Genomic DNA, 26,824 nt, shown 5'->3' with positions numbered 1-26,824 from the left:
GACCGAATCACCAAAGCATCCCAGTCCTGAAAATATCGAAAATGCTATCGCTGATGATGGTGCTGTCGAACAGGATCCACCTACTGGCTCCTGTGCAATCACGCAATTAGCAGACCGGATTGCATCGACCTTCGGGCGAATGACTCGGCAGAAGGCGGCGCTACTGCGCGACATCGGCATCTTTGACAAGCTGCGACTCGCGCGTCGCCTCGGCGCAACAACGACGGCTCAGTGGCTCATTCGGCGGCTAGGTATTTCAAAATCCACCGCGCACGAATACGTCTCCATCGCGCGTGATCTCATGTGCTACTCGCACCTTGCGGAGGCGTTCAACGAGGGAGACGTGAACTACTCCAAAGTGCGGCTACTCCTGCCGTATCTCAAACACAACGATGAAGCCGAGCTCGTCGAGTTGGCCATCAAGCTCGGCTACCACGAGCTTGAAGCCGAGCTCGCGTGGCGCCAGCGTGAGGGCGAGGAGGGAGAGAGCAAACCCTCCTCGTATGTCCGCATTGCGGAGCGGAAGAACGGCAGATTCGGGTTGTGGGCGGACCTCAGCCCGCTGGAAGGCGCGAAGGTCGCCGCGGCCCTCAAGATCGGCGAACTGTCCTACTACGACGTCGACCTCGCGGAGGTGGTGGAACAGGACGGCGTCGACGAGGCCCTGAAGGAGATGACTAACCAATCCGGCTTCGGCCTGCCGGTGGGGAAAGCCATGCTCGCGGCGTTTATGGGCATGGTGAATGTGGTGCGCAGCAAGCCGAAGAACCCACTGCGCGCGCCGGGAGCGCACGTGAATATCGTGACGACGACGGATGGGCGGGCCTATATGCCGAATGGGGTGGGAGAGGCGTCGATAAGCATTGCCCACGCCGTGTCGAACGCCATCGTGCGGGTGAACGAGGTGAATGACCAGGGGCTGATCATCAACACGTCGAAGTCGGCGCGGCTTGCCAACGACGCGCAGCTCAACGCGCTCATGACAATGTGGGGCAGTGAATGCGCGGTGCCGGGGTGCACCCATACCAGGTTCATCGAGGTTCACCACGTGGAGGACTGGGCGCTGGGCGGCGAAACGACGATGGAAAACCTGTTGCCGCTGTGCTCTGCGTGTCATTCACTGGTGACGGAGGGGCACACGCGGATTATCAAAGACGCCGACGACGTGCACTTCGTCTTCCCGGACGGCACGCGGTTTATCTCGCCCTCGTACCAGCGGCCGTACCGCGACGACAACGCGATGACGATGAGGGAGTACGAGGACCTGTGGATTGAGGAATACGAGAGGCTCGGCTAGTGCTCGTTAAACCAATCGGCTTCCTCGTCCATGGCAACCACGGTCAGTGCCGGCGCGCCAGCTTCCTTCATGGCGTCCGTGATCAGCGTGCAACGGGCGACGCTGCCGCAGACCACGACGTCGCGGCCCCACCAAGTGCCCGTCGCCGATGCGAGCCGTTCGACGCCGATCCACACGCGGCGCAGCCCCTCCACAATCGCGGGCGACTCCGGGTCCTCCGGGTCGATCACCTGCTCCGCAACACAGGTGATGGTGAGCCAATCGTGCACCTCGGAGCTCGAGGTCAGCGAAGCAAACGTGTGCAGGTCATAGAACTCGTCCTCGTGCTCCACGCCGATCATCAGCTCAACCTCGGGACGCTCGTCGCGCTCCATCAGGTCGAACACCATCGCCTTCGCCGCCGCCAGGCCTGTGCCGTCGGCGACAATGAGGAGCCTGTGGCCAGGGCGCTTATCGACGCCACGCAGCGGAGCAGTCCCGTAAGCTGCGCCGAGCGTGACGTAGTCGCCCACTTCCACGTCCAACTCCTCGCGGACGTGGAACTCCAGCTGGCCGAGCTCGTTGTACGGCAACGCTGGCGCCAGGTCGTGCCACACGCCCTGGCGGTTCGTCTGCAGCACCGGCACCACTTGCCCGGGCTCGTACGGAATGGGCGTGCTGGTTTCCAGGCGCACGATGCGGGTGCGCGCTGCGGCGGGGGCGCCCTCGAAGGACGAGGCCTCGATGACCGAGGTGACCTGGGCGGCGGAGGCCGCCGGAATACCTTTCTGGTCAGCCTGCTCGGCCGCGCTGCGCATGACCTCACCGAACTCCTCCAGCGTCCGGGCGACTCGCTCGTCGAGCTCGTGGCCGAGCATGGAAGCGATCAGGTCCTGGTACAGCTTTGCCGCGCGCGGGTACTCGGCGGAGGGAAAGCCGGTCCTGCGCATGTGCAGGGCCCAGTCCCGCAGACCCCCCTCGACGGCCGGGGCGAGAGCGGTGGGGTCCACCGACTCGTCGTCCGGCGCGGTGTCGGCGACGCGCAGCAGTGCCTTCCCCGGCACGGACACCATGGAGTGCGTTGCTTCCGTCACGCCGGCCGGGAGAAGACCGGTTGCCTCAGGGAATTCAGCAACGAAGTAGGTCCAGAGTGTGGACCGGGACAGCGATTCGTCGTTAAGCAAAACTTGGGCTGCTTCGCGGGAGGCGGTGCGGAAAGAGCTCATGCGTTACAGGGTAATGTGACATCTAAAACAATGGGTAAGGTAGGTGGCAGCAATGGAATTTACGCCGTACACAATGCTGACTGATATTGGCTGGATCTCGGTGCTTCTGATCATTGGCAACGTACTCCGCAACCGGCTGAAAGTATTACAGGCGTTGCTGCTGCCTGCGCCGATCACGGCGGGGCTGATCGGTCTTGTCCTCGGGCAGGAAGTGCTCGGGGTGATCAACTGGTCTGACAGCGTGGGCACATACACGACACTTTTGATCGCCGTGGTGTTCGCGTCAATGGCGTACTCGATGGAGCTCGGCGGCTCCGTGGCCGCGGGTGCGCGCAACATGTGGGCGTATTCGACCTCGATGTTTATGGGGCAGTGGGGTCTGTTCATCCTGCTGGGCCTGTACCTGTTTGCGCCGTTGTTTGGCACGGAGCCCTGGTTCGGCATGATGCTGCCGGTCGGCTTCGTCGGCGGGTTCGGCACCGCGGCGGCGGTCGGTTCCGCGCTGGAGGGGGTCGGGGTGGAAAACGCCTCGTCCATCGGCTTTACGTCCGCGACCGTGGGCACACTGGTGGCCATCGTTGGCGGCGTGATCGTGGCAAACTGGGGCATCCGCAAGGGCAAGGCGACTGAGCTGAGCGGCGACCTGCCCCGCGAGCTGCGCACTGGCTATATTGACGACGAATCTGAGCGCCCCTCCATCGGCAAGGCGACTACCAACCCGTCCTCCATCGAGCCGCTGGCGCTGCACGGTGGTTTCGTGGTGTTTACCGTGCTCATCGCGTACATGCTGAACCAACTGGTGAAGTCGCAGTGGGAAAACGTGTCCATCCCCCTGTTCGCGATGGCGTGCGTGGTGGGCCTGATTGGCCGCGGCCTGCTGAAGGCTGTCGGGCGGCCGAACTACCTGGACCGCGACACCATTAGCTCCATCTCCGGCGCAGCGACCGACTACATGATTGCTTTCGGTATCGCGTCGATCGTGCCCGCGGCGCTCGCCGGGTACTGGCAGGCGCTCCTGCTCCTGTTCGTCCTGGGCACCGTGTTCTGCGTGGTGTGGATGCTGTGGGCGGGCCCGCTGTTCTTTGGCACCAACTGGCTCGAGCGTGGCCTGTTCGGCTGGGGTTGGGCGACCGCGGCAGTGGCCACCGGTATCGCACTGCTCAAGATGGTCGACCCGAAGCTGAAGTCCGGCACGCTCAACGAGTACGGCGTGGCGTACGTCGGCTTCGCCCCGTTTGAGATCGGCATGACCATCCTCGCGCCCATCGCGGTGATCGCCGGCTTTGTCACGGGCTTAGGCTGGATCGCCTTCGCGGTGGCCGTGGGCGTGGTGATTCTGTCCTTTGCTTCGAAGTGGGTCCCGGCAAAGCGGGAGTAAACAACAAAACAGGGTTGAGTGGAACAGACTCAACTTCCGGTGCGTTATAGGAAGTGACCCGAGTAAAACGGGAGATAAAACACGACGAACATAAACGCACACGGAAAGGACGATGTTGACCATGGCATCCTTTACCCCCACAACAAAGACGCAGGAGGCCATCCAGCAGGCGCTGCAGAAGGCCTCCGCGGCAGGGAATCCAGATATTCGCCCGGCGCACCTGCTGCAGGCAATTCTTACGCAGGAAGACGGCATCGCCGCCCCCGTCCTCAAAGCCACGGGCGTTGACCCCGCGACGGTCGCGCGCGAGGCGGGCGAGCTGGTCGCCGGTTACCCCAAGGCGGAGGGCCAGAACATGGCCAACCCCAACTTCAACCGCGATGCGCTCAACGCGCTTAATGCGTCGCAAGAGCTCGCCGGGGAGCTTGGCGACGAATACGTGTCCACCGAGGTACTCCTCGCCGGCATCGCCCGCGGCACCGATGAGGCCGCGGAGCTGCTGACCAAGCGCGGCGCCACGTACGATGCGATTAAGTCTGCGTTCCAGTCCGTCCGCGGCAACAAGAAGGTCACGACCGAGACGCCGGAGGACCAGTTCCAAGCGCTGGAAAAGTACTCCACCGACCTGACCGCACGCGCCCGTGAGGGCAAGATTGACCCGGTGATCGGGCGAGATTCGGAGATCCGCCGCGTGGTCCAGGTACTGAGCCGCCGCACGAAGAATAACCCGGTCCTGATCGGCGAACCCGGCGTGGGCAAGACCGCGATCGTGGAGGGCCTAGCCCGCCGCATCGTCGCGGGCGACGTCCCGGAGTCGCTGAAGGGCAAGACGCTGATCTCCCTGGACCTGGGGTCCATGGTCGCGGGCGCGAAGTACCGCGGCGAGTTCGAGGAGCGCCTGAAGGCCGTGCTGGACGAGATCACGTCGGCGGACGGCGAGATCATCACCTTTATCGACGAGCTGCACACCATTGTTGGCGCCGGCGCGAGCGGCGAGGGTGCCATGGACGCGGGCAACATGATTAAGCCGATGTTGGCCCGTGGCGAGCTGCGCCTCGTCGGCGCGACCACGCTGAACGAGTACCGCCAGCACATTGAGAAGGACGCTGCTTTGGAGCGCCGCTTCCAGCAGGTGTACGTGGGCGAGCCGACCGTGGAAGACACGATTGGCATCCTGCGTGGGCTGAAGGAGCGCTACGAGGTGCACCACGGCGTGCGCATCCAGGACTCCGCGCTGGTCTCGGCCGCCGAGCTGTCCAACCGCTACATCACCAACCGTTTCCTGCCGGACAAGGCGATCGACCTGGTGGATGAGGCCGGTTCGCGCCTGCGCATGGAGATCGACTCCTCGCCGCAGGAGATCGATGAGCTCGAGCGCGTGGTCCGCCGCCTGGAGATCGAGGAGATCGCGCTGCAGAAGGAGTCGGACGCAGCCTCGCAGCAGCGTCTGGCGGACCTGCGCCAGGAGCTCGCTGACCAGCGTGAAAAGCTGAACGAGCTGAAAACTCGCTGGTCCAACGAGAAGGCGGAGATCGACTCGGTCCAGTCCGCGAAGGAGGAGCTGGAGCGGCTGCGCAACGAGTCCGAGATCGCGGAGCGCGACGGCGACTACGCCAAGGTCTCCGAGCTGCGCTACGGCCGCATCCCCGAGCTGGAGAAGCAGCTCGCGGACGCGGAGGCGAGCGCCAGCGAGACCCAGAAGACGATGCTCACCGAGGAGGTCACCCCGGACGTGATCGCGGAGGTCGTGTCCTCCTGGACCGGCATCCCGGCAGGCAAGATGATGCAGGGCGAGACCGAGAAGCTCCTGCACATGGAGGAGCTGCTGGCCGGGCGCGTGGTCGGCCAGAAGGACGCGGTCAACGCGGTGTCCGACGCGGTGCGCCGCTCGCGCGCGGGCGTGGCTGACCCGAACCGCCCGATCGGTTCCTTCCTCTTCCTCGGCCCCACCGGCGTGGGCAAGACCGAGTTGGCGAAGGCGCTGGCTGAGTTCCTCTTCGACGACGATTCCGCGATGGTCCGCATCGACATGTCCGAGTACGGCGAGAAGCACTCCGTCTCCCGCCTGGTCGGCGCCCCTCCGGGGTATGTCGGCTACGACGCCGGCGGCCAGCTCACCGAGGCCGTTCGTCGCCGCCCGTACTCGCTCGTGCTTTTCGACGAGGTGGAGAAGGCCCACCAGGACGTCTTTGACATCCTCCTGCAGGTTCTCGACGAAGGCCGCCTCACCGACGGCCAGGGGCGCACGGTGGACTTCCGCAACACGGTGGTCATCCTCACCTCCAACCTGGGCGCGGGCGGCAGCCACGACCAGATCATGGACGCGGTGAAGCACCACTTCAAGCCCGAGTTCATCAACCGCCTCGACGATGTCGTCGTCTTCGACGCCCTGTCGTCCGAGCAGCTCGTCGGCATCGTGGACATCCAGCTCGGCTCGCTCGCGGAGCGTCTCGCTTCCAGGCGCCTCACGCTCCACGTCTCCGACGCCGCGAAGGCCTGGCTGGCGGAGCGCGGCTACGACCCGGCCTACGGTGCCCGCCCGCTGCGCCGCCTGATCCAGCAGGCCATCGGCGACCGCCTGGCGAAGGCGCTGCTCGCCGGCTACGTCCGCGACGGCGACACCGTCAACGTGGACGTCGCAGAGGGCGGGGAGCACCTCACCGTCGACGCTGCGTAAGTCGGTGTCGGCGGCGGGGCCGAGCAGGCCTCCGGGCCGTAGTCCGTCTGTCGTCCACAAGGAGCTAGCTCCATTTGCACCCTGTGGCAGTGCAAAACCGCAGGTCGCGGTTTGACTGGTCGGCCAAATGGAGCTAGCTCCATTTAGGAGCCTGCGGCCCCCTGGGCGGATGTCAAAGAAACGTATGATGATGCCTACGTAGTCGATCCACAAAGTCGGTGGAGGTGAGTGGAATGGTAGTGCGGGTGGATGTTGCCCCAGAGGTTCTTCGTTGGGCTGTTCGGCGGAGTGGTTGGGATGAGGACACTACTGTTCGTCGTGCTCCGAAGCTTGACTTATGGCTCTCTCAAGAAGAACGCCCCACACTCAAACAATTAAAGAAGTTTGCAAACGCTACGCATACGCCTTTGGGTTTGCTTTTTCTTCCGGAACCGCCGGTAGAGGCGATTCCAATCCCGGATATGAGGACGTTGGGCAACATTGGGGTTCAGCAACCCTCGGCAGATCTCCTTGACACGATCTACCAGTGTCAGCAGCGTCAAGACTGGTATCGCGAACATGCCTTGATGAACGATTTCGACGAAGTCTCCTTTGTTGGTGCTGCCACGTTGAATTCGCCAGTTGAAAAAGTCGCGAGCCAGATTCGGAACGCGTTAGATTTTGGTCTTGATGCACGCGCCACCTTCCCCAATTGGGAACAGGCTTTGCGTCAGTTGATTGACCGGATCGAGGGAGTCGGCGTCTTGGTCATGGTAAGTGGTGTCGTTGGTTCCGATCCGCACCGGAGACTGGATCCTAGTGAGTTCCGAGGATTTGCTTTAGCGGACTCCCTCGCCCCACTGATCTTTGTCAACGGAGCGGACACCAAAGCAGCCCAAATCTTTACGCTGATTCACGAGCTGGCACACATTTGGTTAGGTGGCAGCGCACTCTCGGAAGCCGCCATGACAGCTAAGGATGGTCCTAAGGCTGAGCTCTGGTGCAACCAAGTCGCTGCAGAGGTGCTTGTGCCGATGCATGCTTTGATTGAGGAATTTCAGGGCGTCGTGAACGTAGAGGAGTTGGAACGCCTTGCTAGGACCTATCGCGTCAGTACGCTGGTGATCCTTAAACGTCTTTATGATGCCAAGGTGCTTCCTTGGAATGAATACACCAAGGCGTATGAAGTAGAGAAGCGGCGTGTCATGTCTTTTTTTGATACGCGACGCAGCGATGGCGGCGGCAACTATTACTACACCCAGCCACTGCGCCTCAGTCGCAGTTTCTCTCGAGCCGTGATCGCGAGCGCTTTGGAAGGCTCCACTGCGTACCGGGACGCGTACCAGTTGCTTGGTGCGAAAAAACATGCAACGTTTGAGAATCTTGCGGAAGAATTGGGGGTTGCCTGATGTTCCTGATCGACGCCAACATCCTCATTGAGGCGAAGAACCGGTATTACGCTTTCGACCTCGCGCCGGGATTCTGGGATTGGCTCGAAGGCGCGTATCGGCAAGATTTGGTGTGCAGTATCGAAGCCGTCCGGGATGAACTCCTACAGGGCAATGATGAGCTCGCTGAGTGGACGCGTGCAAATCCTGGTTTGTTCAGGGCGATTGATCAGCCAACGACGAAGCACTTCCAGCCGCTTTCTCAGTGGGCTGTTTCAGGAGCGTACCGGGAGGAAGCCATCAACGCTTTTGTAGGAAATCACGCCGATTATCTTCTCGTTGCTTACGCTCGTGAGCATCAACATACGGTCGTAACCCATGAGCGCTCACAACCGCACTCACGGAAAAGGATTCTTATTCCGGATGCCTGTTTGGCGATGGGTGTGGATACAGCAGACACATTTGAGATGATGCGCGAGACGGGCGTCACCTTGCACCTGCAGAAATCCCCGTAATTGCTTGGCACGTTCCATAATCATCTACATGACACATCTGGTCCACACCCCTGAGTCCCTCACCGACGCCATCGGCCACGGCCCTGTTTCCCTGGTGCCGACGATGGGGGCGCTGCATGAGGGCCACCTCGCTCTGGTCAGGCAGGCAAAGTCTCTGGGCAACCCGGTGGTGGTGAGTATCTTCGTCAACCCGCTGCAGTTCGCGCCGGGCGAGGACCTGGACGCCTACCCGCGTACGCTCGCCGAGGACGTAGAGAAGCTGGAAGCGGAGGGCGTCGAGGCTGTGTTCGCGCCGAGACCGGAGACGATGTACCCCCACGGCCCGCGCACGACGATCCAGCCGGGCCCGTTGGGTCAGGTGCTGGAGGGCGCGACCCGCCCGACACATTTCGCGGGCGTGCTCACGGTGGTGGCGAAGCTGTTCGCGCTCACAGGAGCTCGCGACGCGTTCTTCGGTGAGAAGGATTACCAGCAGCTCGCGCTGATCCGCCAGATGGTGGAGGACCTGCATCTCCCGGTCCGCGTCCACGGGTGCCCGATTGTGCGCGACGCCGATGGTCTCGCCCTGTCGTCGCGCAACCGCTACCTCAGTGCCGCCGAGCGTGAGGTCGCCCTCACCATCCCCAGGGCAATCGCTACCGGCAGCGTCGATGCCGCTCGCTCGCTTCTCGACGCCACGCCCGACCTCCACCTCGATTACCTCGTCGCCACCAGACCAGACCTCGCCGAGCTCCCGGCCGGCTTTACCGGCGAGGCCCGCCTGCTGGTGGCCGCTAAGGTCGGCTCGACGCGCCTGCTCGACAACGCGCCGATCCAGATTAGCTAACGGCTACGAAAAGGTGTGCTCCTCGGCGGGGAACTCGCCGGTGTGTACCGCGCGCTTGTAGTTGGCGGCAGCAGCCGTGAGGTCGGCGCCGATCGTGCCGAAGCGGCGGACGAAGCGCGCCCGGTGATCGCCTGCGGGCAGATCAGCCATGTCGTGCCAGACCAGAACCTGCGCATCCGTGTCCGGGCCGGCCCCGATGCCGACGGTGGGGATCGGACACTCGCGCGTGATCTTCGCGGCGAGCGCCGCGGGAACCATTTCGAAGACGACGAGGTCCGCGCCTGCGTCGACGACTGCGTGGACGTCGTCAAGCAAAAGCTCCGCCCCCGCATCGCGGCCCTGGACTTTGAAGCCGCTGAGGCTATCGACGGATTGCGGGGTGAATCCGACGTGTGCGCATACCGCGAGGCCCGCGTTTTTGAGCGCGCGGATGCGCGGGGCGATGCGCACGCCGCCCTCGAGCTTGACCATGTGCGCGCCGGTGCGGCGCACCATGTCGGTGGCGGTGTGCACGCACTGTTCGTCGCTCGCTTCGTAGGTGCCGAAGGGGCAGGTCGATCACAACGAGCGCGTTGCCCGCCCCGCGCACCACTGCGGCGCCGAGGTGGACCATCTCGTCAACGCCGATCTGGTTGGTGGACCCGTAGCCGTAGACGACGTTCGCGGCCGAGTCTCCTACCAACAAGCACTCGATGTCGACCTGGGCGAACGCGCGGGCGGTGGAGTAGTCGTAGGCGGTGAGCATCGCCTACTTCTCACCGGACGCCTTCTTCTGCGCAAGGTCGGCGACCCGGACCTTTTTCGTGGGAGCAAGATAACCAGTCACCCTTGGGAGTCTAATTGAGTGACACTTAGTTCCGGCTGAAGCCCCGAAGGACCTCAGCCAGCGGCGCACCTAGTACTTAATCGCCATGCGCCCGTCGATCTTGCCCTGGCGCATGCGCTCGAAGACATCGTTGACGTCGTCAAGCTCGCAGGCGGTCACATGCGGCGCCACCTTGCCGCGCGCGTAGAAGTCCAGCGCCTCGGCCATATCCTGGCGGGTGCCAACCAGGGAGCCGCGGATCGTGATGCCGCGCAGCACGATGTCGAAGATCGGCGCCGGGAAGTCCCCCGGCGGCAGGCCGTTGAAGACGATGGTGCCGCCGGAGCGGCACATGCCGATAGCTTGACCGAACGCGTTCGGGTGGACGGCGGTGACCACGATGCCGTGCGAGCCACCTTCGGTGTATGCCTGCACCGCTTCGGCGGGGTCTTGCTCCTTCGCGTTGACCGTGAATTCTGCGCCCAGCTTCTTTGCCAGCTCCAGCTTGTCGTCGGCAATGTCGACGGCGATCACGCGCATGCCCATCGCGACGGCGTATTGCACGGCGACGTGGCCGAGTCCGCCGATGCCGGAGATCACCACGAACTGGCCGGGCTTGGTCTCAGTGACCTTGAGCGCCTTGTAGACGGTCACACCCGCGCACAGGATCGGCGCGACCTCCACCGGGTCTGCGCCGTCGGGGATGCGCGGCGCGTAGCGGGTGTCTACCAGCATGTACTGACCGAAGGAGCCGTCGACAGTGTAGCCGCCGTACTCGGCTTTAGCGCAGTAGGTCTCGCGCCCGGTGCGGCAGAATTCGCACTCCCCGCACGAAGACCAGAGCCAAGCGTTGCCGACCATGTCACCGACTTGGACGGGGTGCTCGCCCGGTCCGAGCTCGACAACCTCGCCGACGCCTTCGTGGCCGGGGACGAACGGCGGCGCGGGTTTCACCGGCCAGTCGCCTTCCGCTGCGTGCAGGTCGGTGTGACAGATGCCAGAGGCGTGCAGCTTCACCAGCGCCTGGAAGGGCCCCGGAGTGGGTAGGTCGATGTCTTCTACGTGCAACTTGGGGCCAAATTCCTTGACCACGGCGGCGCGCATGGAAGTAGCGGTTGTCATGAAGGTCTGCCTCCTCAGGATCGGAGAATGGATGTGACGCGAACCATTGTATGGCTGAATATGTGCTGGGGGTAACGAGGTGTCCCCGGCACCCGCTCGTCCCAAAACGCACTCACGCATTTGACGCGGGCGGTAGGCTCCGAGATATGCAGTATCCAACGAAGATCCTCGCCCGCGTTGCCATGCCGGGTGTGGAAAACGAGCAGTTGGCCGCGCACAGTTTGGGTGGGAACCACTTCGTTGTGGCGAGTGTGCCGTTTGTGGATACGTCCCTGGCGGTCGGCGACATCGTCGAGTGCGTGCGCGTTGGCGGCAACTGGCATGTGGATACCGTGGTGGTCAGGGGTGGGGCGTCGACAATGCGCATCCTGCCCGAGACCCAGCAGCCGCACGAGATTGCGGAGACGCTGCTCGCGTTTGGGTGCCGCGTCGAACTTGGCCCCGGCGGCATGCTCGCCGCGAGCATCGGCCCGGACTGCCCGCGCGAGGGGATCCGCGAGTGGCTCGACGGGCTCGAGGCGGAGGGCGCGATCCAACAAGCGCCGGGCTACATGGCCTAACGCGCTTACGCGCTGTGTGCCTCGCGTCCCGGCGCTACACTGGCGCCCATGAGCGTATTTGTCTCCGCCGACGACCTTCGGCAACGAATTCAGACCGGCAGGAAGTACACCATCTTGGCGTCTTTGTGGGAACCGCAGGAGGGGAAGGCGCTGTCGAAGTACTTCTCCGAGCATATCCCGACCTCGCAGTTCTGCGATCCGGCTGCGCAGCTCGCAGGCATGCCGGGCAGCCGCGTCGGCCGCAACCCACTGCCCAAGCCGGAAGTGGCGGAGCACGCGATCCACAGCTGGGGCATCGAGGACGGCCGCCCCGTCTTCATCTACGACCAGGGCATTGGCCTCTACGCGGCCCGCGCCTGGTGGATCCTGCGCTGGATGGGTGTCGAGGACGTCCATATCGTCGACGGTGGGTTCGCTGCCTGGGACCGCAACGGTTTCGACTCGCTCGCCGGCCCGGGCAGCCCCGTGGTCAAGCGCAGTAAGGCAGTCCAGCCGGGCAACCTCCCCACCGCCTCCATGCAGGAAGTCCGCGATTTCGAGGGCATGCTTATCGACGCCCGCGGGGCCGACCGCTTCGACGGCCGCAGGGAGATCCTGGACCTCCGCGCCGGCCACATCCCGGGTGCCATCAACCTGCCCGTCTACGACCTCTTTGACAAGGAGTCGCAGACGCTGCTGCCGGAGGACCAGATCCGCGATCGTTTCGCGCAGGTGGGCCTGACCCAGAACACGGATCCTGCGCAGGTCATCGCCTACTCCGGTTCCGGCAACCACTCGGCCCTCCTGCTCGCCGTGATGGAGCATGTAGGTCTGCCGGTGGTCACCCACTACGTCGGCGGCTGGTCGCAGTGGAGCGCTAACAAGACCAATCCGGTGGCCACGGACCTGTAGGCCGCGCCGTCCCCTCAACCGCCCGGATGTTGGGCCGACGCAGTAATATCGTGACGCGATGGCACCTTTACTTTTTGTTCTCGCGTTGATCGCGCTCGCAGCCGGCGGCTACCTCATGTTCGCTGACTCCCGCGATTCCAGTGATCGCGGAAGCGCCGCAGCACCCGCCCCCGCTCCCGCGCACGAGCGCCCCGAACCGGCGGAACCCGCTGAACCGGCCGAGCCAGCGGAGCCGGCCGAGCCCGCCTCGGAGCGCTGGGTTCCGCTCCACGAGGAAGAATCGCGCGAGGAACCCGAGCCCGCGCCGGAGCCCGAGCCAGCACCAGAGCCAGAACCCGCGCCGGCACCAGAACCGGAGCCCGAGCCCGAACCAGAACCAGAACCAGCGCCTGAACCAGAACCCGCACCGCAGCCCGCGCGCCGGGCGCACCGGAAGTCTGGCCTGCAGTTCCCCGGGGCGTCGAGGCGCGAGCGCCGCGCGTGGGCCGAGGGGCACGGCTTCGACTTTGCCAAGCACTCCGACGAGCTGGTGGGGGAGTGGCAGCGTGGTGCGGCGTCGGCAGGTGCGGTGCCCAAGGACATCGCCTCAGGTGCGATCTACGGCCACACCGTGCACGTCATGGACCTGGGCGGCGTGACCGTTATCGCGATGGACACCGGTCGCGTCAGCGACGTCGTAGTGGATATGCGCCGCGAGGGCTTCCACGCGGATTCCTCCGCTGACCTGGTGGAAGTGACGCACGCCGAGGGCTTTACGGTGCTGGGCACCCACGCGGGCCCGGTCGAGCGGTTCATGGACGTCCGCGTGCGCACGGCGCTGTCCAAGCTGCCGCAGAGCGTCACCGCCGCCTGGTTCGAGTCGGATTGGGTGCTCGCGGAGATGGATCGCGCCTCCGCGGCCGACGAGTGGGACGAAACGCTCGCTCCGCTCGCGCTGCTTGCCGACGCCGCCCGCACCCTCCCGCCCGAATCCGCCGAACCCCTCAGCTTCGGCTACCCCACCCGCGAGATGCCGGCTCCCGCTCCGGCGCTGGTGGAGGAGGCGTCGCCAAGCGCGGAGACCGTGCAGCGGCCGGACGAGCCGCTGGAGATGCCCACCCGCATCACCGGGGCGCGCCGCGGCGACATTGACTACAGCGACCTGGGCGGCGATGAGGTCGCGCCCATCGCCGACGGCCACCCCGCCGACGCCGACGCGCCGGCGGACCTGACTCGGGTGCGTCGCGAGCAGCGGCCGCCGTCCATCTTCGACGACTCGCGCCCGAGCACCAGGCCGGACACAGACCCTGAACAGCACATGGAAAGGAACACTGATGAGTGACAAAGCAAGGCTGGCAGAACTGGTCAAGGAACTGGCCGTCGTCCACGGCAAAGTGACGCTGTCCTCCGGCAAGGAGGCCGACTACTACGTGGACCTGCGCCGCGCGACCCTGCACCACGAGGCGTCCCACCTCATCGGCGCGCAGCTGCGCGAGCTGACCAAGGACCTGGAGTTCGACGCCGTCGGTGGCCTCACCCTGGGCGCGGACCCGGTCGCCACCGCCATCATGCACGCGGACGGGCGCGACATCGACGCCTTCGTGGTGCGCAAGGAGGCGAAGAAGCACGGTATGCAGCGCCGCATCGAGGGCCCGAGCATCGTGGGCAAGAAGGTGCTTGTGGTCGAGGACACGACCACCACCGGCAATTCCCCGCTCACCGCGGTGCAGGCCTGCCGCGAGGAGGGCGCCGAGGTCGTCGCTGTCGCCACCGTGGTGGACCGCGCGACGGGCGCGGACGCCGTGCTCAAGGACGCCGGCCTGGAGTACCGCTTCCTCCTCGGCCTCGAGGACCTCGGCCTTGCCTGAGCCCGCAGACACGGAGCCCGCGAAGGGGCCCGCGAAGGGGCCCACCGAGTGGAATGAGGGCCGCCACGGCGTCGGGCCGTGGGAGGGGCCCGTGCCTGAGAACGCCCACCTGGACCCAGAGTTCCTGGCCAATGGTGACCGCCGCAACGTGGTCGACGCCTACCGCTACTGGTCCATGGAGGCGATCGTCGCGGACCTCGACCGCAAGCGGCACCCGTTTCACGTGGCGATCGAGAACTTCGAAAACGACATGAACATCGGCACCGTGGTGCGCACCGCGAACGCCTTCCTGGCCAAGGAGGTGCACATCATTGGCCGCAAGCGCTGGAACCGCCGCGGCGCGATGGTGACGGACCGCTACCAGCACATCCACCACCACGCGACGGTGGAGGACTTTGCCGCGTGGGCGCGTGCGGAGGACATCCCGGTCGTGGCCATCGACAACACCCCCGGATGCGTCCCGCTGGAGACGGCGGAGCTGCCCGAGCGCTGCGTTCTGGTCTTCGGGCAGGAAGGCCCCGGCATAACGGAGGAGACGGCGCACGCGGCCAGCATGACCTGTTCGATTGCGCAGTTTGGTTCGACGCGCTCCATCAACGCGGGCGTCGCCGCGGGCATCGCGATGCACGCGTGGGTGCGCCAGCACGCGGACCTGAGCCAGGCGTGGTAGGTATTCTCCGATTCTACTGAAACGCTTCTGGGGGCTCTGGCAATATATAGGGAGTACGAGCTAGTCGCGTGTGATGGGAGCAGTAGGTGTCAGAATCCGGGTCAGTGTGGCCGCATCGGGCCGACCTGGCGGAGCAGGCCATTCACAGGCGCCACTCGCAGAAGCTGTGGGGCATGCCCGGCACCAACCTCGCCGTCGTGACCTGGCCGCCGGGAGTGAAGGACCGCCTGTACTGGCACTGGCACTTCTGGTGGCAGGCACACTACATCGACTGCCAGGTTGATGCGGCGCTGCGCCAGCCGTCGCTGGAGCGCCGCCACCGCCTGCAGGACACGCTGCGCGCGATGAGCGTGCGCTCGGTGTGGCGGCTCACCGCCAACAAGTACTACGACGACAAGGCCTGGCTGGCCCTCGCTTGGAACCGCGCGCTCCAGCTCGACGGCATTCACCGGTCGAAGGCGCTGGACAAGCTCGAGTTCGACCTGCTCGAGGGCATCGACCCCGTCACGGGTGTCCTGCCGTGGCGCCGCGCCGAAACCTTCTACAACGTGCCGTCCAACGGCCCGGCAGCGATCCTGTTCGCGCGCACCGGCCGGCTGGACAAGTCGCGGGAGATCCTGGACTGGATCTTTGACAACCTGGTGCGCGAGAACGGCCTGCTTGAGGACGGGATCCGTATGCGCATGCACGGCCCCGAGGTCGTGGAGAAAATCTACACCTACAACCAGGGCACGGTGCTCGGTGCCAGCCTCGAGGTCGCCCTTGCGCTTCGCGACGATGCGGGGCTGGACCACGACGAACCGATCGACTCCTTTGCCAACTCGGAGCGCGCCGACGCCTCCGTGTTCTACATCACGCACATCCGCGCGATCGTGCAGGCCATCGCCCTGCACCTGGCCACCCCGCAGGGCGTGATCATCAGCCCGAAGTATGAGTCGGGCGACGGCGACGGCGGCCTGTTCAAGGGGATCCTCGCCCGCTACCTGGCGGAGGTGGCGGTGCGCCTGCCGCGGGACAGCCGGGAGAACATTGCGACGAGGAAGATCGCCGCGCGGCTGGTCCGCGCTTCGGCGGAATCGCTGTGGCAGCACCGGCTGGAAGTCGATGGCCTGCCCGTGTTCGCCGCGGAGTGGACAGAGGATGCGCTGCTGCCGCATAACTATGGGTTTGGGCCGGCGTCGATAAGCGAGGCCGTGGGCTTAGTGCGTATCGACGAACGCGATCTCTCCGTGCAACTGTCGGGATGGATGCTGCTCGAGGCGGCCGCGAGAATTTCTCGTGCAACCGGACTGTAAAAGGTGCATACTGGGCTACGTACTACCAAGAGCAACAAGGGAGGACATTCCCCATGCCAATCGCAACCCCCGAGATCTACAACCAGATGCTGGACGGTGCCAAGAAGGGCGGGTACGCATTCCCGGCCATCAACTGCACCTCCTCCGAGACCATCAACGCAGCCATCAAGGGTTTTGCCGAGGCTGAGTCCGACGGCATCATCCAGTTCTCCACCGGCGGTGCTGAGTTCGGCTCCGGTCTGGGCGTGAAGAACAAGGTCGCGGGTGCGCAGGCGCTGGCAGCATTCGCACACGAGATTGCGAAGCACTACGACGTGAACATCGCGCTGCACACCGACCACTGCCAGAAGGAAGTGCTGGACGAGTACGTCCGTCCGCTGATTGCCATCTCGCAGGAGCGCGTCGACCGCGGCGAGCTGCCGCTGTTCCAGTCCCACATGTGGGACGGCTCCGCTATCCCGATCGATGAGAACCTGGAGATCGCGCAGGAGTTGCTGGAGAAGGCACATAACGCCAACATCATCCTCGAGGTGGAGATCGGCGTCGTCGGCGGCGAGGAGGACGGCGTGCAGGCAAAGCACGGCGCAAACCTCTACACCTCCCCGGAGGACTTTGAGAAGACCATCGACGCCCTGGGCACCGGCGAGAAGGGCCGCTACCTGCTGGCCGCTACCTTTGGCAACGTCCACGGCGTGTACAAGCCGGGCAACGTCGAGCTGCGCCCCGAGGTCCTGGACGAGGGCCAGAAGGTTGCCGCGAAGAAGCTGGGCCAGGACGCTGGCTCCAAGCCGTTCGACTTCGTCTTCCACGGTGGCTCCGGCTCCGAGAAGGAGAAGATCGAGCAGGCGCTGGGCTACGGCGTTGTGAAGATGAACGTTGACACCGACACCCAGTACGCGTTCACCCGCCCGGTCGCGTCGCACATGTTTGAGAACTACGACGGCGTCCTGAAGATCGACGGCGAGGTGGGTAACAAGAAGGTCTACGACCCGCGCTCCTACATGAAGAAGGCAGAGGCTGCGATGACCCAGCGTGTCATCGAGGCTTGCCAGGACCTGCGCTCCGTGGGTCACACCGTGTCCAAGTAAGGGCTTTCGCAGACCAGTAGCGCCGTCCCCCGCTGATTCGTCGCGGTGGGGCGGCGCTTTCTCGTGCGCGCGCCCGCCCGGTGGCTAATGTAGGCACCATGGAGGAACAGAAGGACGCCGGAAGCGCGAAGCACCGGCTGACTACGAAAGAACGGCTGAAACAGGTCGATCAGTCGGTGCAGTCGCGCCTGCTGCGCGTGCGGAAGCGCCTACTGCCCATCCTGCAGATCGGCATCGCGTCGGGCCTCGCGTACTGGATTGCCAAGGATCTGCTCGGCCACCAGCGCCCGTTCTTCGCCCCGATTTCCGTGATCATCATGATCGGCATGACGGGCGGAGAGCGCCTCTCCAAGGCATGGGACCTGGCTATCGGCGGCACGATTGGTGTGCTGGTGGGGGACCTTCTTTTCTACCGGCTGGGCGAGGGCGGTTGGCAGATCGCGCTGATCGTCTCCGGATCGCTCGCGATCGCGTCGTTTTTTACCAAGTCGCAGCTGGCAATTAACCAGGTCGCGATCGGTTCGGTCCTCATTGCCACGATCATGCCGCCGGGCGCGGAGGTCACCGGCATTGATAGGACGCTCGACGCGATCGTCGGCGTCGTGGTCTCGATGGTGACGCTCGCGCTGCTTCCTCAGGCGCCGATGCAGAGCGCGAGGTCGGAGATCTCGAAGGTGATGGGCATTTTGTGCTCGGTGCTTAACGACGTTGCGAACGGGCTGCGCGAGCGCGATCCCGAGATCATCGACGAAGCCTTCGAGGCCATCCGTAGCTCGCAGACGGATATTGACCAGATGGCGTCGGCGGTGAAGTCCGGCAAGGAGTCGATCCGCATTTCCCCGTTCCTGTGGAGCGTGCGCCGTTACATCAATTCGCTCTCGCTGGTCATCCCGCCGGTGGATAACGCGGTCCGCACGACTCGCGTGCTGGCGCGCCGCGCGCACGTGCTGTGCGAGGACGGGGATGCGGTGACGGAGCAGCAGGTGGAGCTCATCGATACGCTCTCGCACATCTGCATGGAGTTCTCCGAGGTCTACGGGGTTGATTCGCGCCGCGCGCAGGCGATTGCCATCCCCCGCATCGTCAACGAGCTGCGCGTGGCGGGCCAGCGCGCGTCGATGGACGCGGTGCCGGAGGATGCCGTGCTCTCGGCGTACGCCATCCTGGCGCAGACGCGCTCGCTCATCGTCGATCTGCTCGAAGTCAGCGGCATGTCCCACGAGTCCGCGGCATCGGTGCTCGCGCCGACGTCCTCCTCGCCCAAGTATCCGCCTGAGCTTTACGACGAATAGCGTCCACCCGAAGACGTGCGAGAGCCCGGTGGGAAGTGGTACCCACCGGGCTCTCGTGAAAGGGTGTGCCGGTTACCTACCGGCGGAGGGGCTTACTTCTTGGTGTTCTTGCCGTCGACGACGCCCTCGACACCGTCGGTGTCGAAGCGCTCCTTGCGCAGCTCCTCGGAGACGCGCTCGGTGTCCTGAACGGTGTCCTTCTCCAGGGCAACCTTCTCCACCGGGACGGACTCCTTGGAGACGTTGACGCGCTCCTCGTGCAGGGTGACGGAAGCTTCCTGCTCGCCGATCTTGCCGTCGTAGTTGGCGCGGTCAGCGTCGGTGATCGGCTCGCGGACAACGCGAACCTCTTCACGCTCAACCGGGACCTCGACGGTCTCGGTCTCGTTCACGACGTACTTGCGCAGGCGAACCTGGCCGGACTCAACGCGGTCCTTCTGCACGTTCAGCTGCTCCTCGGAGCGGATGATCGCGTCCTTGTCGGTGTCAGCGACGTTCTCGCGGGTGCCGGCAGCAGCGTTTGCGCGAGCGGTCTCGTCGGTGGTCACCTCGCGCTCACCAGCGGCAGCGCCGGCGCCTGCGACGCCTGCAGCACCAGCAGCGGCGCCGGTGCCAGCAGCAGCGTGGCGGCCGGTGTCGTAGGTGGTGACGTCCTTGGTGTCGGTCAGGCCGTAGTGGCGGTAGAACGCATCCTGGTCCTCGGTGGTGAGGTGGCCGTTCTCGTCCAGATCCGGAGCGTCCTCGATGCGGCCCTTCGGGAATGCGAGGTGCAGCTCGCCGTCACGCAGGGTGTGGCCGCGCAGCGGAACGATGGAGGTGCCGGCGCCGAACAGGCCGTGGTTCACGGACACGAAGTCCGGCTGGCCGGAGGTGTCGTTGACGTAGACGTCCTTGACGCCGCCGATCTTGTCGCCGTCAACGTCGTATGCGGTGGCGTTTGCCAGATCTTCGATGCGGTTGGTGTTAGCCATGGTGCTGAAAAGCTCCTTCGTGTTTCGAGTTCGTTCAGGGGTCTATCTAACTCAGCCCATTGTGTGGACTGTCTCGCTTAGCGACGAAGCCTGCGAGCACTGGCTCGCGCTTCGCTGCGTTGCGAACAAGAACGAATGTAGGGCGGATTTGAGATTCTCGCTTGAACGGCCGTCTTAGTCCGGCCCGATTGAGGCATATCGAAAAAATGAACTAATGACGGATTCGTGGACCGCCGGTACAATCCCCCGTCCGCTAGCGGTGACCTGCAAGAACGTGACGTTTGGATGACTTGAGGTGCTGTGTGCGCGCTGGGTAAACGTCTCGAAGTGATAACGGCCACCTCAGTATGGGCGTAAAGAAATCGCCTATGTGAGATGTGTCACATCCCAGAATCTGCCCCCATTTTGACGCTCTGGATGTCGCGGAGGTGCCGATAAAAGGTCACCCGCTCCACCGTTCGGGGGCGTACCACCCCGTCGAGCTCGACGGTGATGGCGTCGCCACCGGACTGCAGCGCGCGGCCGGTGAGGACGCGCGAGGAATCCGTCTGACCGGGCGCAACGCCCGCGTTGCGGGTGAGTCCGCGGAGGAGGGGGAGGCGGTGCAACCGCTCTAGTTGCGCCGGTGAGCGCCTGGAGACAGGCCCGGTGGGCACCAGCGGAGTTGTCAGGGCGGAGGACGCAATTCCCGGGGCGCCGGGGGTAGGTACCAAGCGCGCGCCAAACTGCCCGTGGAAGCGCGCGGAGGGCTCGGAGCCGCTGCGGTAGAGGAGCCGCTCCGAGTCGACGACGATCTCGCCGACGTACTCGCTTGCGCCGTCGTCGTGGTAGATCGCGGCTGCCCCCGCGACCACTTCGCCGGTGTCGGTGCGCACGCACGGCGACGGCACGACTGGCCCAGAGGTGGCAAGGGAGATGAGAGCGTCGCGGTCGAGCCCGCTCAATCCCCACGCCACCGCTGCGGGCGAGGAGGGATCGACGGGGAGGTAAGCGATCTCCGCCCACAGGTAGTCGCCACGCATCATCCGGGTGAGGACGGCGGCGAGCGCCTTGTCGGTGCCGGAGACGACGATGCGCAAGCGCTCGTCGGGCTGCTGCGGCGCAGGCGCCGGCTGGCCAAGGTGCGCGACGTTGGGGGAGGCCTGGATCTCCGCGAGCGACGGAGTGGGGTCTTCCGGCAGGCACTCCTTCGCCGCGGCGTCGAGGAAGCGCAGGTCCTTGCGCGTCGGTACGGCGGGGAGTTGGTGGTGCTCGGCACCCGGGATGGAGGAATCGGTAGCGCACGCGCAATGAATAAGACGCATAAGGCTCACGCTACAATAAGCGCGGATTACTGCCTGATATAAGGAGTGAGCATGTCCGCCATCGTCATTGTGGGCGCCCAGTGGGGCGACGAGGGCAAGGGGAAGGCCACCGACATTCTCGGCGGCAAGGTTGACTACGTGGTCAAGCCGAACGGCGGCAATAACGCCGGACACACCGTCGTCGTTGGCGGCGAGAAGTACGAGCTGAAACTGCTGCCCGCCGGCGTGCTCAGCGAGAACGCCACCCCGATCCTTGGCAACGGCGTGGTGGTCAACCTCCAGGCGCTGTTTGAGGAGATCGACGGGCTTGAAGCCCGGGGCGCGAACGCCTCGCGCCTGCGCATTTCCGGCAACGCCCACATGGTTGCGCCGTACCACCAGACGCTGGACCGCGTGCAGGAGCGCTTCTTGGGCAAGCGTGCCATCGGCACCACTGGCCGCGGCATCGGCCCCACCTACGCCGACAAGGTCGCGCGCGTGGGACTTCGCGTGCAGGACATTTTTGACGAGTCCATCCTGCGCCAGAAGATCGAGTCCGCGCTGGATGTGAAAAACCAGATGCTGGTGAAGATGTATAACCGCAAGGCCATCGAGGCGGACGAGATCTTTGAGTACTTCATGTCCTACGCCGAGCGCCTTAAGCCGATGGTGATTGACGCCGAGTACACCCTGAACAAGGCACTGGACGAGGGCAAGCACGTGCTCATGGAGGGCGGCCAGGCCACCATGCTGGATGTGGACCACGGCACCTACCCGTTCGTCACCTCCTCCAACCCCACTGCCGGCGGCGCGTGTGTGGGTGCGGGCATCGGCCCGACCAAGATCACGGCGTCGCTGGGCATTGTGAAGGCGTACACCACCCGTGTGGGTGCGGGCCCGTTCCCCACGGAGCTGTTTGACAAGTGGGGCGACTACCTGCAGGAAGTCGGCGGTGAGGTCGGTGTGAACACGGGGCGCAAGCGCCGTTGCGGCTGGTACGACTCGGTGGTGGCCCGCTACGCCGCCCGCGTCAACGGCTTCACGGACTTCTTCCTCACCAAGCTGGACGTGCTCACCGGCATCGGCGAGATCCCGATCTGCGTGGCCTACGACGTTGACGGTGAGCGCTTCGACGAGATGCCGCTGACCCAGTCCCAGTTCCACCACGCGGAGCCGATCTTTGAAACGATGCCCGCCTGGGACGAGGACATCACCGGCTGCACCACGTTCGACGAGCTGCCGCAGAAGGCGAAGGATTACGTGCTGCGCCTCGAGGAGCTGTCCGGCGCGCCGATGAGCTACATCGGTGTTGGTCCGGGCCGCGACCAGACGATCGTGCGTAACGACGTCATGGAGCGGTAACTCGTCACCGTTTCCCCAGCGCGCCTGTTTGCCCAGGGCAGTGCCGGGACATAAAGTAGGCGCCTATGAATACGGCGAAGCGCTCGAAGGTGCTCATCCTTGGCACGTCTGCGGTAGAGGAGGAGCTTGCAACCTCTTTCCGCCGTTTAGGCTACGAAGTGCAGGTGGGCACGTTTGAGCAGGGCGCGCCGGGTGCGATGACCCCGGGCATCACCGTGGCGGGGGAGGGCACGGACCTGACCAAGCTGCGTGAGCTGGTGGATACCTCGGGCTGCGAGCTTTTCCCGACGGTGGAGGCCTGCCGCATGACCCGCAACCGCGAGGGCGTGCGCCGCACCGCGGCCGAGGAGCTTGGCTTGCCGACGATGGCGTACAAGTTCGTCGACACCGTGGAAGAGCTCGAGGCGTGCGCGGAGCAGGTGGGCTACCCGCTGGTGGTCAAGCCGGGCCGTTCCACCGCCGGCGAGGGCCAGTCCGTGGTGCGCGAGGCCTCCGAGCTGCGCGGGGCGTTTGCCAAGGCGCAGACGGCCTGCGGTTCCGAGGGCGCCTCCGAGCCGGTGGCGGTGGAGCAGTACATTGACTTTGATTACGAGGTCACCATTCTCACCGCCCGTTCCATCGACCCGGCGACGGGGGAGTTGGCCACCTGGTTCTGCGAGCCGATTGGCACCCGCCACGAAGACGGCAAGCTCGTGGAAACCTGGCAGCCAGCGGCGCTGTCGCAGGCCGCGGCCGACAACGCCCGCTCGATTGCAGCGCGTATCAGCGGTGCGATCGCAGGGCGCGGCGTGTACTCCATCGAGCTCTTTGTCGACGGCGACGAGGTCTACTTCTCCCAGGCCACGCCCCGCCCTGACGCGGACGGCCTGCTCACGCGCGTGACCCAGCGCGTCAACCAGTTCGATCTGCACGCGCGCGCCACCGCAGGATTGCCTATCGACGCCACCTTAACCTCCCCCGGCGCCGCCGCCTTCCTCCACGGCGTGAACCCCTCCACCGCACAGATCGCGCAAGCAATGGCCGTCGACGAGGTGACGGTCGAGGTTCACGAAGACACCGTGATGGTGCTGGCCACCGCGGACACAATCGACGAGGCCCAAGCGCGCGCCGCAGAGGCGGCGAAGCAGTTAGAAGCGGAGCGGTAACTCGCGCCTTTTCGGAGTGTTGCGCGAGAAACAGTGGCACTCGATTCTCTCGTTGCTCCCCCCCTAGGGGGTATCACCAGCGGCTGAATCGACAATTATTGGCAACATTTAAGTTCGACCAGTTTCCGCAAGTTGAACGTTCGTGCAGAAAAAATATGTTCGCTACATTTGTGTATCCATGAAGGCTGGGGCGGACCGTCGTGGTGGGCGAAGATGGAGGTTGAGCTGGGGGTGTGGAGAATGTCAAGGCGGACTATATTTTTCCCTCTCGTAAACGATAGGGTTTTCACAGTCGAACAATGTTGCAATGCTTGCTGAGTGGCTTGCTGAGAATTTTTGTGGGGTCTCGACTTTGGTGATGGCCGTGAGGAACTTGTTCGTGGACCATTGTCAAATCCGCTTCCTCGTCTTAAAGGTGCAGTTCAATGACGGTTGTTGCCCCTTTATAGGTAAATGAACGTGCAAATAGTTGTACCTTAGAGTCCGGGCGTCCGGTGGGGCACGTTTAGACCTAGCGCGGGTGTTTTTTACTAGATTGACAGGTGTGAAAGTCTGCGTGGCGTTTTCCGCTGTCAGCTGACGCGGCCGTTTGGTCTACGCGCTCTCTGGCTTTCTCGTTGTTCAGAACATCTTCGTGGAAGGGAGATTTCATAGCATGAAGAAGCACAATGTTGCCCGCCGCCGCGGGACGTCGATTGCGGCAGCAGCGCTTTCGCTTGCGCTTGTCGCTCCATTTGCGCAGCCGGTCGCTGCACCGACTACCGTTCAGATGGCGCAAGCGGCTGAAATTACCGACGCCGACGGTAACTACATTCCGGCGGCTTCCGGGCGAATCAATGACAACGGTGAGGAGGACGGCCTTCTCTATGCCGGTCTTGTGCCCGAGTTTACCGATGCACAGCAAAACAACCCGCAGTACGTCTTCAAGGTTCCGCATCTAAGGAAGGCGATTTGGAATACTGGTAAGACCCCGAAGGGGGATACGGATGCGAACGGCCAGTACATCCGATTCCGTGATGAGGCCCTCTACTCCCAGATCGCTCGCATCGAGTTGGTTGGTACTGAGGGTGACGCACAGGGTTCATTTACCAAGCGTGACCCAAAGGGTTCTGAATGGGGACTGAAGTTCGAAAATACTAGGAACTTTCCTGGCGCATCTGGTGCCCCGTATGCGTCCTATATTCAGATCTTCTTGAAGAATGGCAAGAAGATTGAGGATCTTGGCCTTCCGGCAGAGGGTTCGCAGGTTGACTACTACTGGGTTCGCAAGGATGGTCGAATCTTCAATAACTCTGTTCAGCATGTCAACATCGTTGGCAAGAATCAGCTTGCACAAGTAGACGGGGTTCCTTCAAACACCTTCGAGGGCACCGGCAAGAATGTGTACCAAGACGGTATCTCCAAGCAGCTGAAGTATGACCAAGAGAAGGGCTCCATCAAATCCACTACCACCGCCACGATGGCAATTAGGAACTTTGGTGGCAACAGCTACTGGAACTGGATTCTTAACGAGTACATCAGCCCTGATGTAGCGAAGCACATCACCGACGTCACGGTGTACAAGTCTGATATGGAAGGCAATCCAGTTAAGGGTGCGAAGAAGTGGAAGATGGACTTCGACAAGGAGACAGGGTTCGCTACTACCGCAACTCGCCCCGAACTGTCCTACGTCCCACACGGGACCGACATTGACCCAAAGACCAAGGACCAAGTGTGGGTCAATATGGACAGCATCGTGGGAATCCCAGCTAACGCCACCGGCAGCTTTACCATCGAGTACCAGCTTGAGGAGGGGGCTGAAAACCTCGCCAATTCCCCGTACGGCAAGCGCATCGACACCACCTCCTGGATCTCGGTTGACTTTACGGACAAGTGGCCTAAGGCCCTGCCGAACGACGAAAAGCAAGATGGCGGTGCTAAGCCGACGCTGCTGAGGAGCACGCTCAAGTCCGACTTCCTCAACATTGCGGATTCCGATGGGGATGGGCTCACTAACGACTACGAACGTGAACTTGGTACCGACTCGTCGGCTGTAGACACTGACGGCGATGGTATTCGCGACGATGTCGAGGTCCTTACCGATGACACCGATCCGGTAGACGCGAAGTCCTTCAAGCCTGCTGCTCCGAAGCCGGCTTCGGATCAGGTCCTCCCGTCGATCGAATCTTTGTCGGGCACCATTAAGCGTGAGCAGGATAAGGACACTCAGGGCAAGGACATCCCGCTGCTTGATGTCACGAATGCTGACGCCGCACCGGTCAAGATTGTGGCTGTGCCGACTGGCAAGCTGGGCGAAGACGAAGACGGCAACCTGAACTATGAGGATGCTGACGCTATTGCCGTTGCGTCGCTTGACGACGCCGCCGCTATCGAAAAGGGCGAGTTCAAATCCGGCAAGCTTAAGCTCGAGGACGGTACGGAGTACACCCTCGTTGCAGAGTCTCCAAATGGTGAGCGCACCAAGGGTGGCGCTTTCAAAGCGACCGATGCTCCGACTGAGACGCCTGCTCCGTCGATTACCGACGGTTCTGCGACCGATGAGGTTGTGGCTGATGGTTCGGAGAAGGCCTTGGATGACAAGGTCAAGGATCCGACTGATGGCATGACTGGTGATGTCCTGGATAAGGACGGTAACCCGATTAAGGATGCGACGGTCACGGTTGATCCGGACACCGGTGAGATCAAGGTGTCGGTGCCGGAGGGTACTGCGTCGCAGGATGGCACGGTTGTTGTCAAGGACAAGGACGGCAAGCCGGTTGGTGATCCGATTGATGTGAAGATCACCAAGCCGAAGGATGAGACGCCTGCGCCGTCGATTACCGACGGTTCTGCGACCGATGAGGTTGTGGCTGATGGTTCGGAGAAGGCCTTGGATGACAAGGTTAAGGATCCGACTGATGGCATGACTGGTGATGTCCTGGATAAGGACGGTAACCCGATTAAGGATGCGACGGTCACGGTTGATCCGGACACCGGTGAGATCAAGGTGTCGGTGCCGGAGGGTACTGCGTCGCAGGATGGCACGGTTGTTGTCAAGGACAAGGACGGCAAGCCGGTTGGTGATCCGATTGATGTGAAGATCACCAAGCCGAAGGATGAGACGCCGACGACTTCGGTTGAGGGTGTCGAGAATCCGTCTGAGGTGAAGCCGACTGATGAGGAGCAGTCGACTGGTGTCAAGGTGAATAATCCTGAGGGCACTACGGTGACTGCGACCGACGAGGACGA

Annotated in this window: 21 protein-coding genes and 1 pseudogene; 17 read left to right on the top strand and 5 right to left on the bottom strand. The window is 63.7% G+C overall.

Going from position 1 to position 26,824, the window contains the following annotated elements:
- Positions 1-139: 139 nt before the first annotated feature.
- Positions 140-1,297, top strand: a complete 1,158-nt coding sequence (locus EAW56_RS07050) for an HNH endonuclease signature motif containing protein (protein WP_167457408.1) — start codon at positions 140-142, stop codon at positions 1,295-1,297.
- On the opposite strand, the gene EAW56_RS07045 is transcribed toward EAW56_RS07050, so the two are convergent.
- The gene (locus tag EAW56_RS07045) at positions 1,294-2,502 is read right to left on the bottom strand and encodes a ferredoxin reductase domain-containing protein (RefSeq protein ID WP_147453263.1); all 1,209 of its coding nucleotides are present in this window, start codon (positions 2,500-2,502) and stop codon (positions 1,294-1,296) included. The two genes, EAW56_RS07050 and EAW56_RS07045, sit on opposite strands and share 4 nt — an antisense overlap.
- A gap of 52 nt (positions 2,503-2,554) precedes the next feature.
- On the opposite strand from EAW56_RS07045, the gene EAW56_RS07040 reads away from it, so the two are divergent.
- The 5 genes from EAW56_RS07040 to panC all read left to right on the top strand — a co-directional run bounded on the left by EAW56_RS07040 (position 2,555) and on the right by panC (position 9,265).
- Positions 2,555-3,880, top strand: coding sequence for a sodium/glutamate symporter (locus EAW56_RS07040; protein WP_122085863.1), 1,326 nt, complete (start codon positions 2,555-2,557; stop codon positions 3,878-3,880).
- Positions 3,881-4,001: 121 nt separating this feature from the next.
- Positions 4,002-6,557: an ATP-dependent chaperone ClpB gene (gene clpB, locus EAW56_RS07035; RefSeq protein WP_122085920.1), complete on the top strand. Its 2,556-nt coding sequence runs from the start codon at positions 4,002-4,004 to the stop codon at positions 6,555-6,557.
- A 233-nt stretch (positions 6,558-6,790) separates the two neighbouring features.
- Positions 6,791-7,945 (top strand): ImmA/IrrE family metallo-endopeptidase, encoded by a 1,155-nt coding sequence (locus EAW56_RS07030; RefSeq protein WP_122085861.1) that lies wholly within the window; start codon positions 6,791-6,793, stop codon positions 7,943-7,945.
- Entirely contained in the window at positions 7,945-8,439 is a 495-nt protein-coding gene (locus EAW56_RS07025; RefSeq protein ID WP_095275659.1) for a DUF4411 family protein, read from the top strand. Before EAW56_RS07030 ends, EAW56_RS07025 begins: the two co-directional genes overlap by 1 nt.
- A 28-nt stretch (positions 8,440-8,467) precedes the next feature.
- The gene (gene panC / locus EAW56_RS07020) at positions 8,468-9,265 is read left to right on the top strand and encodes a pantoate--beta-alanine ligase (RefSeq protein WP_122085859.1); all 798 of its coding nucleotides are present in this window, start codon (positions 8,468-8,470) and stop codon (positions 9,263-9,265) included.
- A gap of 3 nt (positions 9,266-9,268) precedes the next feature.
- Here the strand turns inward: panC and panB are convergent.
- A pseudogene (gene panB, locus EAW56_RS07015) lies at positions 9,269-10,091 on the bottom strand (3-methyl-2-oxobutanoate hydroxymethyltransferase).
- Positions 10,092-10,160: 69 nt separating this feature from the next.
- Positions 10,161-11,192, bottom strand: coding sequence for an alcohol dehydrogenase AdhP (gene adhP / locus EAW56_RS07010; RefSeq protein WP_122085858.1), 1,032 nt, complete (start codon positions 11,190-11,192; stop codon positions 10,161-10,163).
- Between the two features lie 146 nt (positions 11,193-11,338).
- Between adhP and EAW56_RS07005 the strand changes: the two genes are divergently transcribed.
- The 8 genes from EAW56_RS07005 to EAW56_RS06970 all read left to right on the top strand — a co-directional run bounded on the left by EAW56_RS07005 (position 11,339) and on the right by EAW56_RS06970 (position 18,835).
- Positions 11,339-11,752 (top strand): DUF4265 domain-containing protein, encoded by a 414-nt coding sequence (locus EAW56_RS07005; RefSeq protein ID WP_095536075.1) that lies wholly within the window; start codon positions 11,339-11,341, stop codon positions 11,750-11,752.
- Between the two features lie 48 nt (positions 11,753-11,800).
- Positions 11,801-12,643 (top strand): sulfurtransferase, encoded by an 843-nt coding sequence (locus EAW56_RS07000; protein ID WP_122085856.1) that lies wholly within the window; start codon positions 11,801-11,803, stop codon positions 12,641-12,643.
- Between the two features lie 58 nt (positions 12,644-12,701).
- Positions 12,702-13,964: a type III secretion system chaperone family protein gene (locus EAW56_RS06995; protein WP_208636494.1), complete on the top strand. Its 1,263-nt coding sequence runs from the start codon at positions 12,702-12,704 to the stop codon at positions 13,962-13,964.
- Positions 13,957-14,490: an orotate phosphoribosyltransferase gene (gene pyrE / locus EAW56_RS06990; RefSeq protein ID WP_122085854.1), complete on the top strand. Its 534-nt coding sequence runs from the start codon at positions 13,957-13,959 to the stop codon at positions 14,488-14,490. The genes EAW56_RS06995 and pyrE overlap by 8 nt, the downstream gene beginning before the upstream one ends.
- Positions 14,483-15,160 (top strand): TrmH family RNA methyltransferase, encoded by a 678-nt coding sequence (locus EAW56_RS06985; protein WP_122085852.1) that lies wholly within the window; start codon positions 14,483-14,485, stop codon positions 15,158-15,160. Before pyrE ends, EAW56_RS06985 begins: the two co-directional genes overlap by 8 nt.
- Positions 15,161-15,264: 104 nt before the next feature.
- Complete coding sequence (locus EAW56_RS06980) at positions 15,265-16,455, top strand: glycoside hydrolase family 76 protein (protein WP_240510532.1); 1,191 nt, start codon at positions 15,265-15,267, stop codon at positions 16,453-16,455.
- Positions 16,456-16,508: 53 nt separating this feature from the next.
- Positions 16,509-17,543, top strand: coding sequence for a class II fructose-bisphosphate aldolase (gene fbaA, locus EAW56_RS06975; RefSeq protein WP_095536080.1), 1,035 nt, complete (start codon positions 16,509-16,511; stop codon positions 17,541-17,543).
- A gap of 98 nt (positions 17,544-17,641) precedes the next feature.
- Positions 17,642-18,835: an FUSC family protein gene (locus EAW56_RS06970; RefSeq protein ID WP_122085851.1), complete on the top strand. Its 1,194-nt coding sequence runs from the start codon at positions 17,642-17,644 to the stop codon at positions 18,833-18,835.
- A gap of 92 nt (positions 18,836-18,927) precedes the next feature.
- Here EAW56_RS06970 and EAW56_RS06965 read toward each other — a convergent pair whose 3' ends face one another.
- Positions 18,928-19,806, bottom strand: coding sequence for a PRC and DUF2382 domain-containing protein (locus EAW56_RS06965; RefSeq protein ID WP_122085849.1), 879 nt, complete (start codon positions 19,804-19,806; stop codon positions 18,928-18,930).
- A 380-nt stretch (positions 19,807-20,186) separates the two neighbouring features.
- Entirely contained in the window at positions 20,187-21,110 is a 924-nt protein-coding gene (locus EAW56_RS06960; RefSeq protein ID WP_095554791.1) for a hypothetical protein, read from the bottom strand.
- A 51-nt stretch (positions 21,111-21,161) separates the two neighbouring features.
- Here EAW56_RS06960 and EAW56_RS06955 point away from each other — a divergent pair, with 51 nt between their 5' ends.
- The 3 genes from EAW56_RS06955 to EAW56_RS06945 form a co-directional block, all read left to right on the top strand.
- Complete coding sequence (locus tag EAW56_RS06955) at positions 21,162-22,451, top strand: adenylosuccinate synthase (RefSeq protein WP_095537527.1); 1,290 nt, start codon at positions 21,162-21,164, stop codon at positions 22,449-22,451.
- Between the two features lie 65 nt (positions 22,452-22,516).
- Positions 22,517-23,596 (top strand): ATP-grasp domain-containing protein, encoded by a 1,080-nt coding sequence (locus tag EAW56_RS06950; protein ID WP_095275644.1) that lies wholly within the window; start codon positions 22,517-22,519, stop codon positions 23,594-23,596.
- Between the two features lie 655 nt (positions 23,597-24,251).
- Positions 24,252-26,824 (top strand): hypothetical protein (locus EAW56_RS06945; RefSeq protein WP_425267107.1); only part of this gene is annotated, 2,573 nt, incomplete at its 3' end.

Source organism: Corynebacterium gottingense, from assembly GCF_003693265.1.
GTDB lineage: Bacteria > Actinomycetota > Actinomycetes > Mycobacteriales > Mycobacteriaceae > Corynebacterium > Corynebacterium gottingense.
The sequence above is the reverse complement of the archived record's forward strand: the minus strand, read 5'-3'. Positions and strand labels throughout refer to the sequence as shown.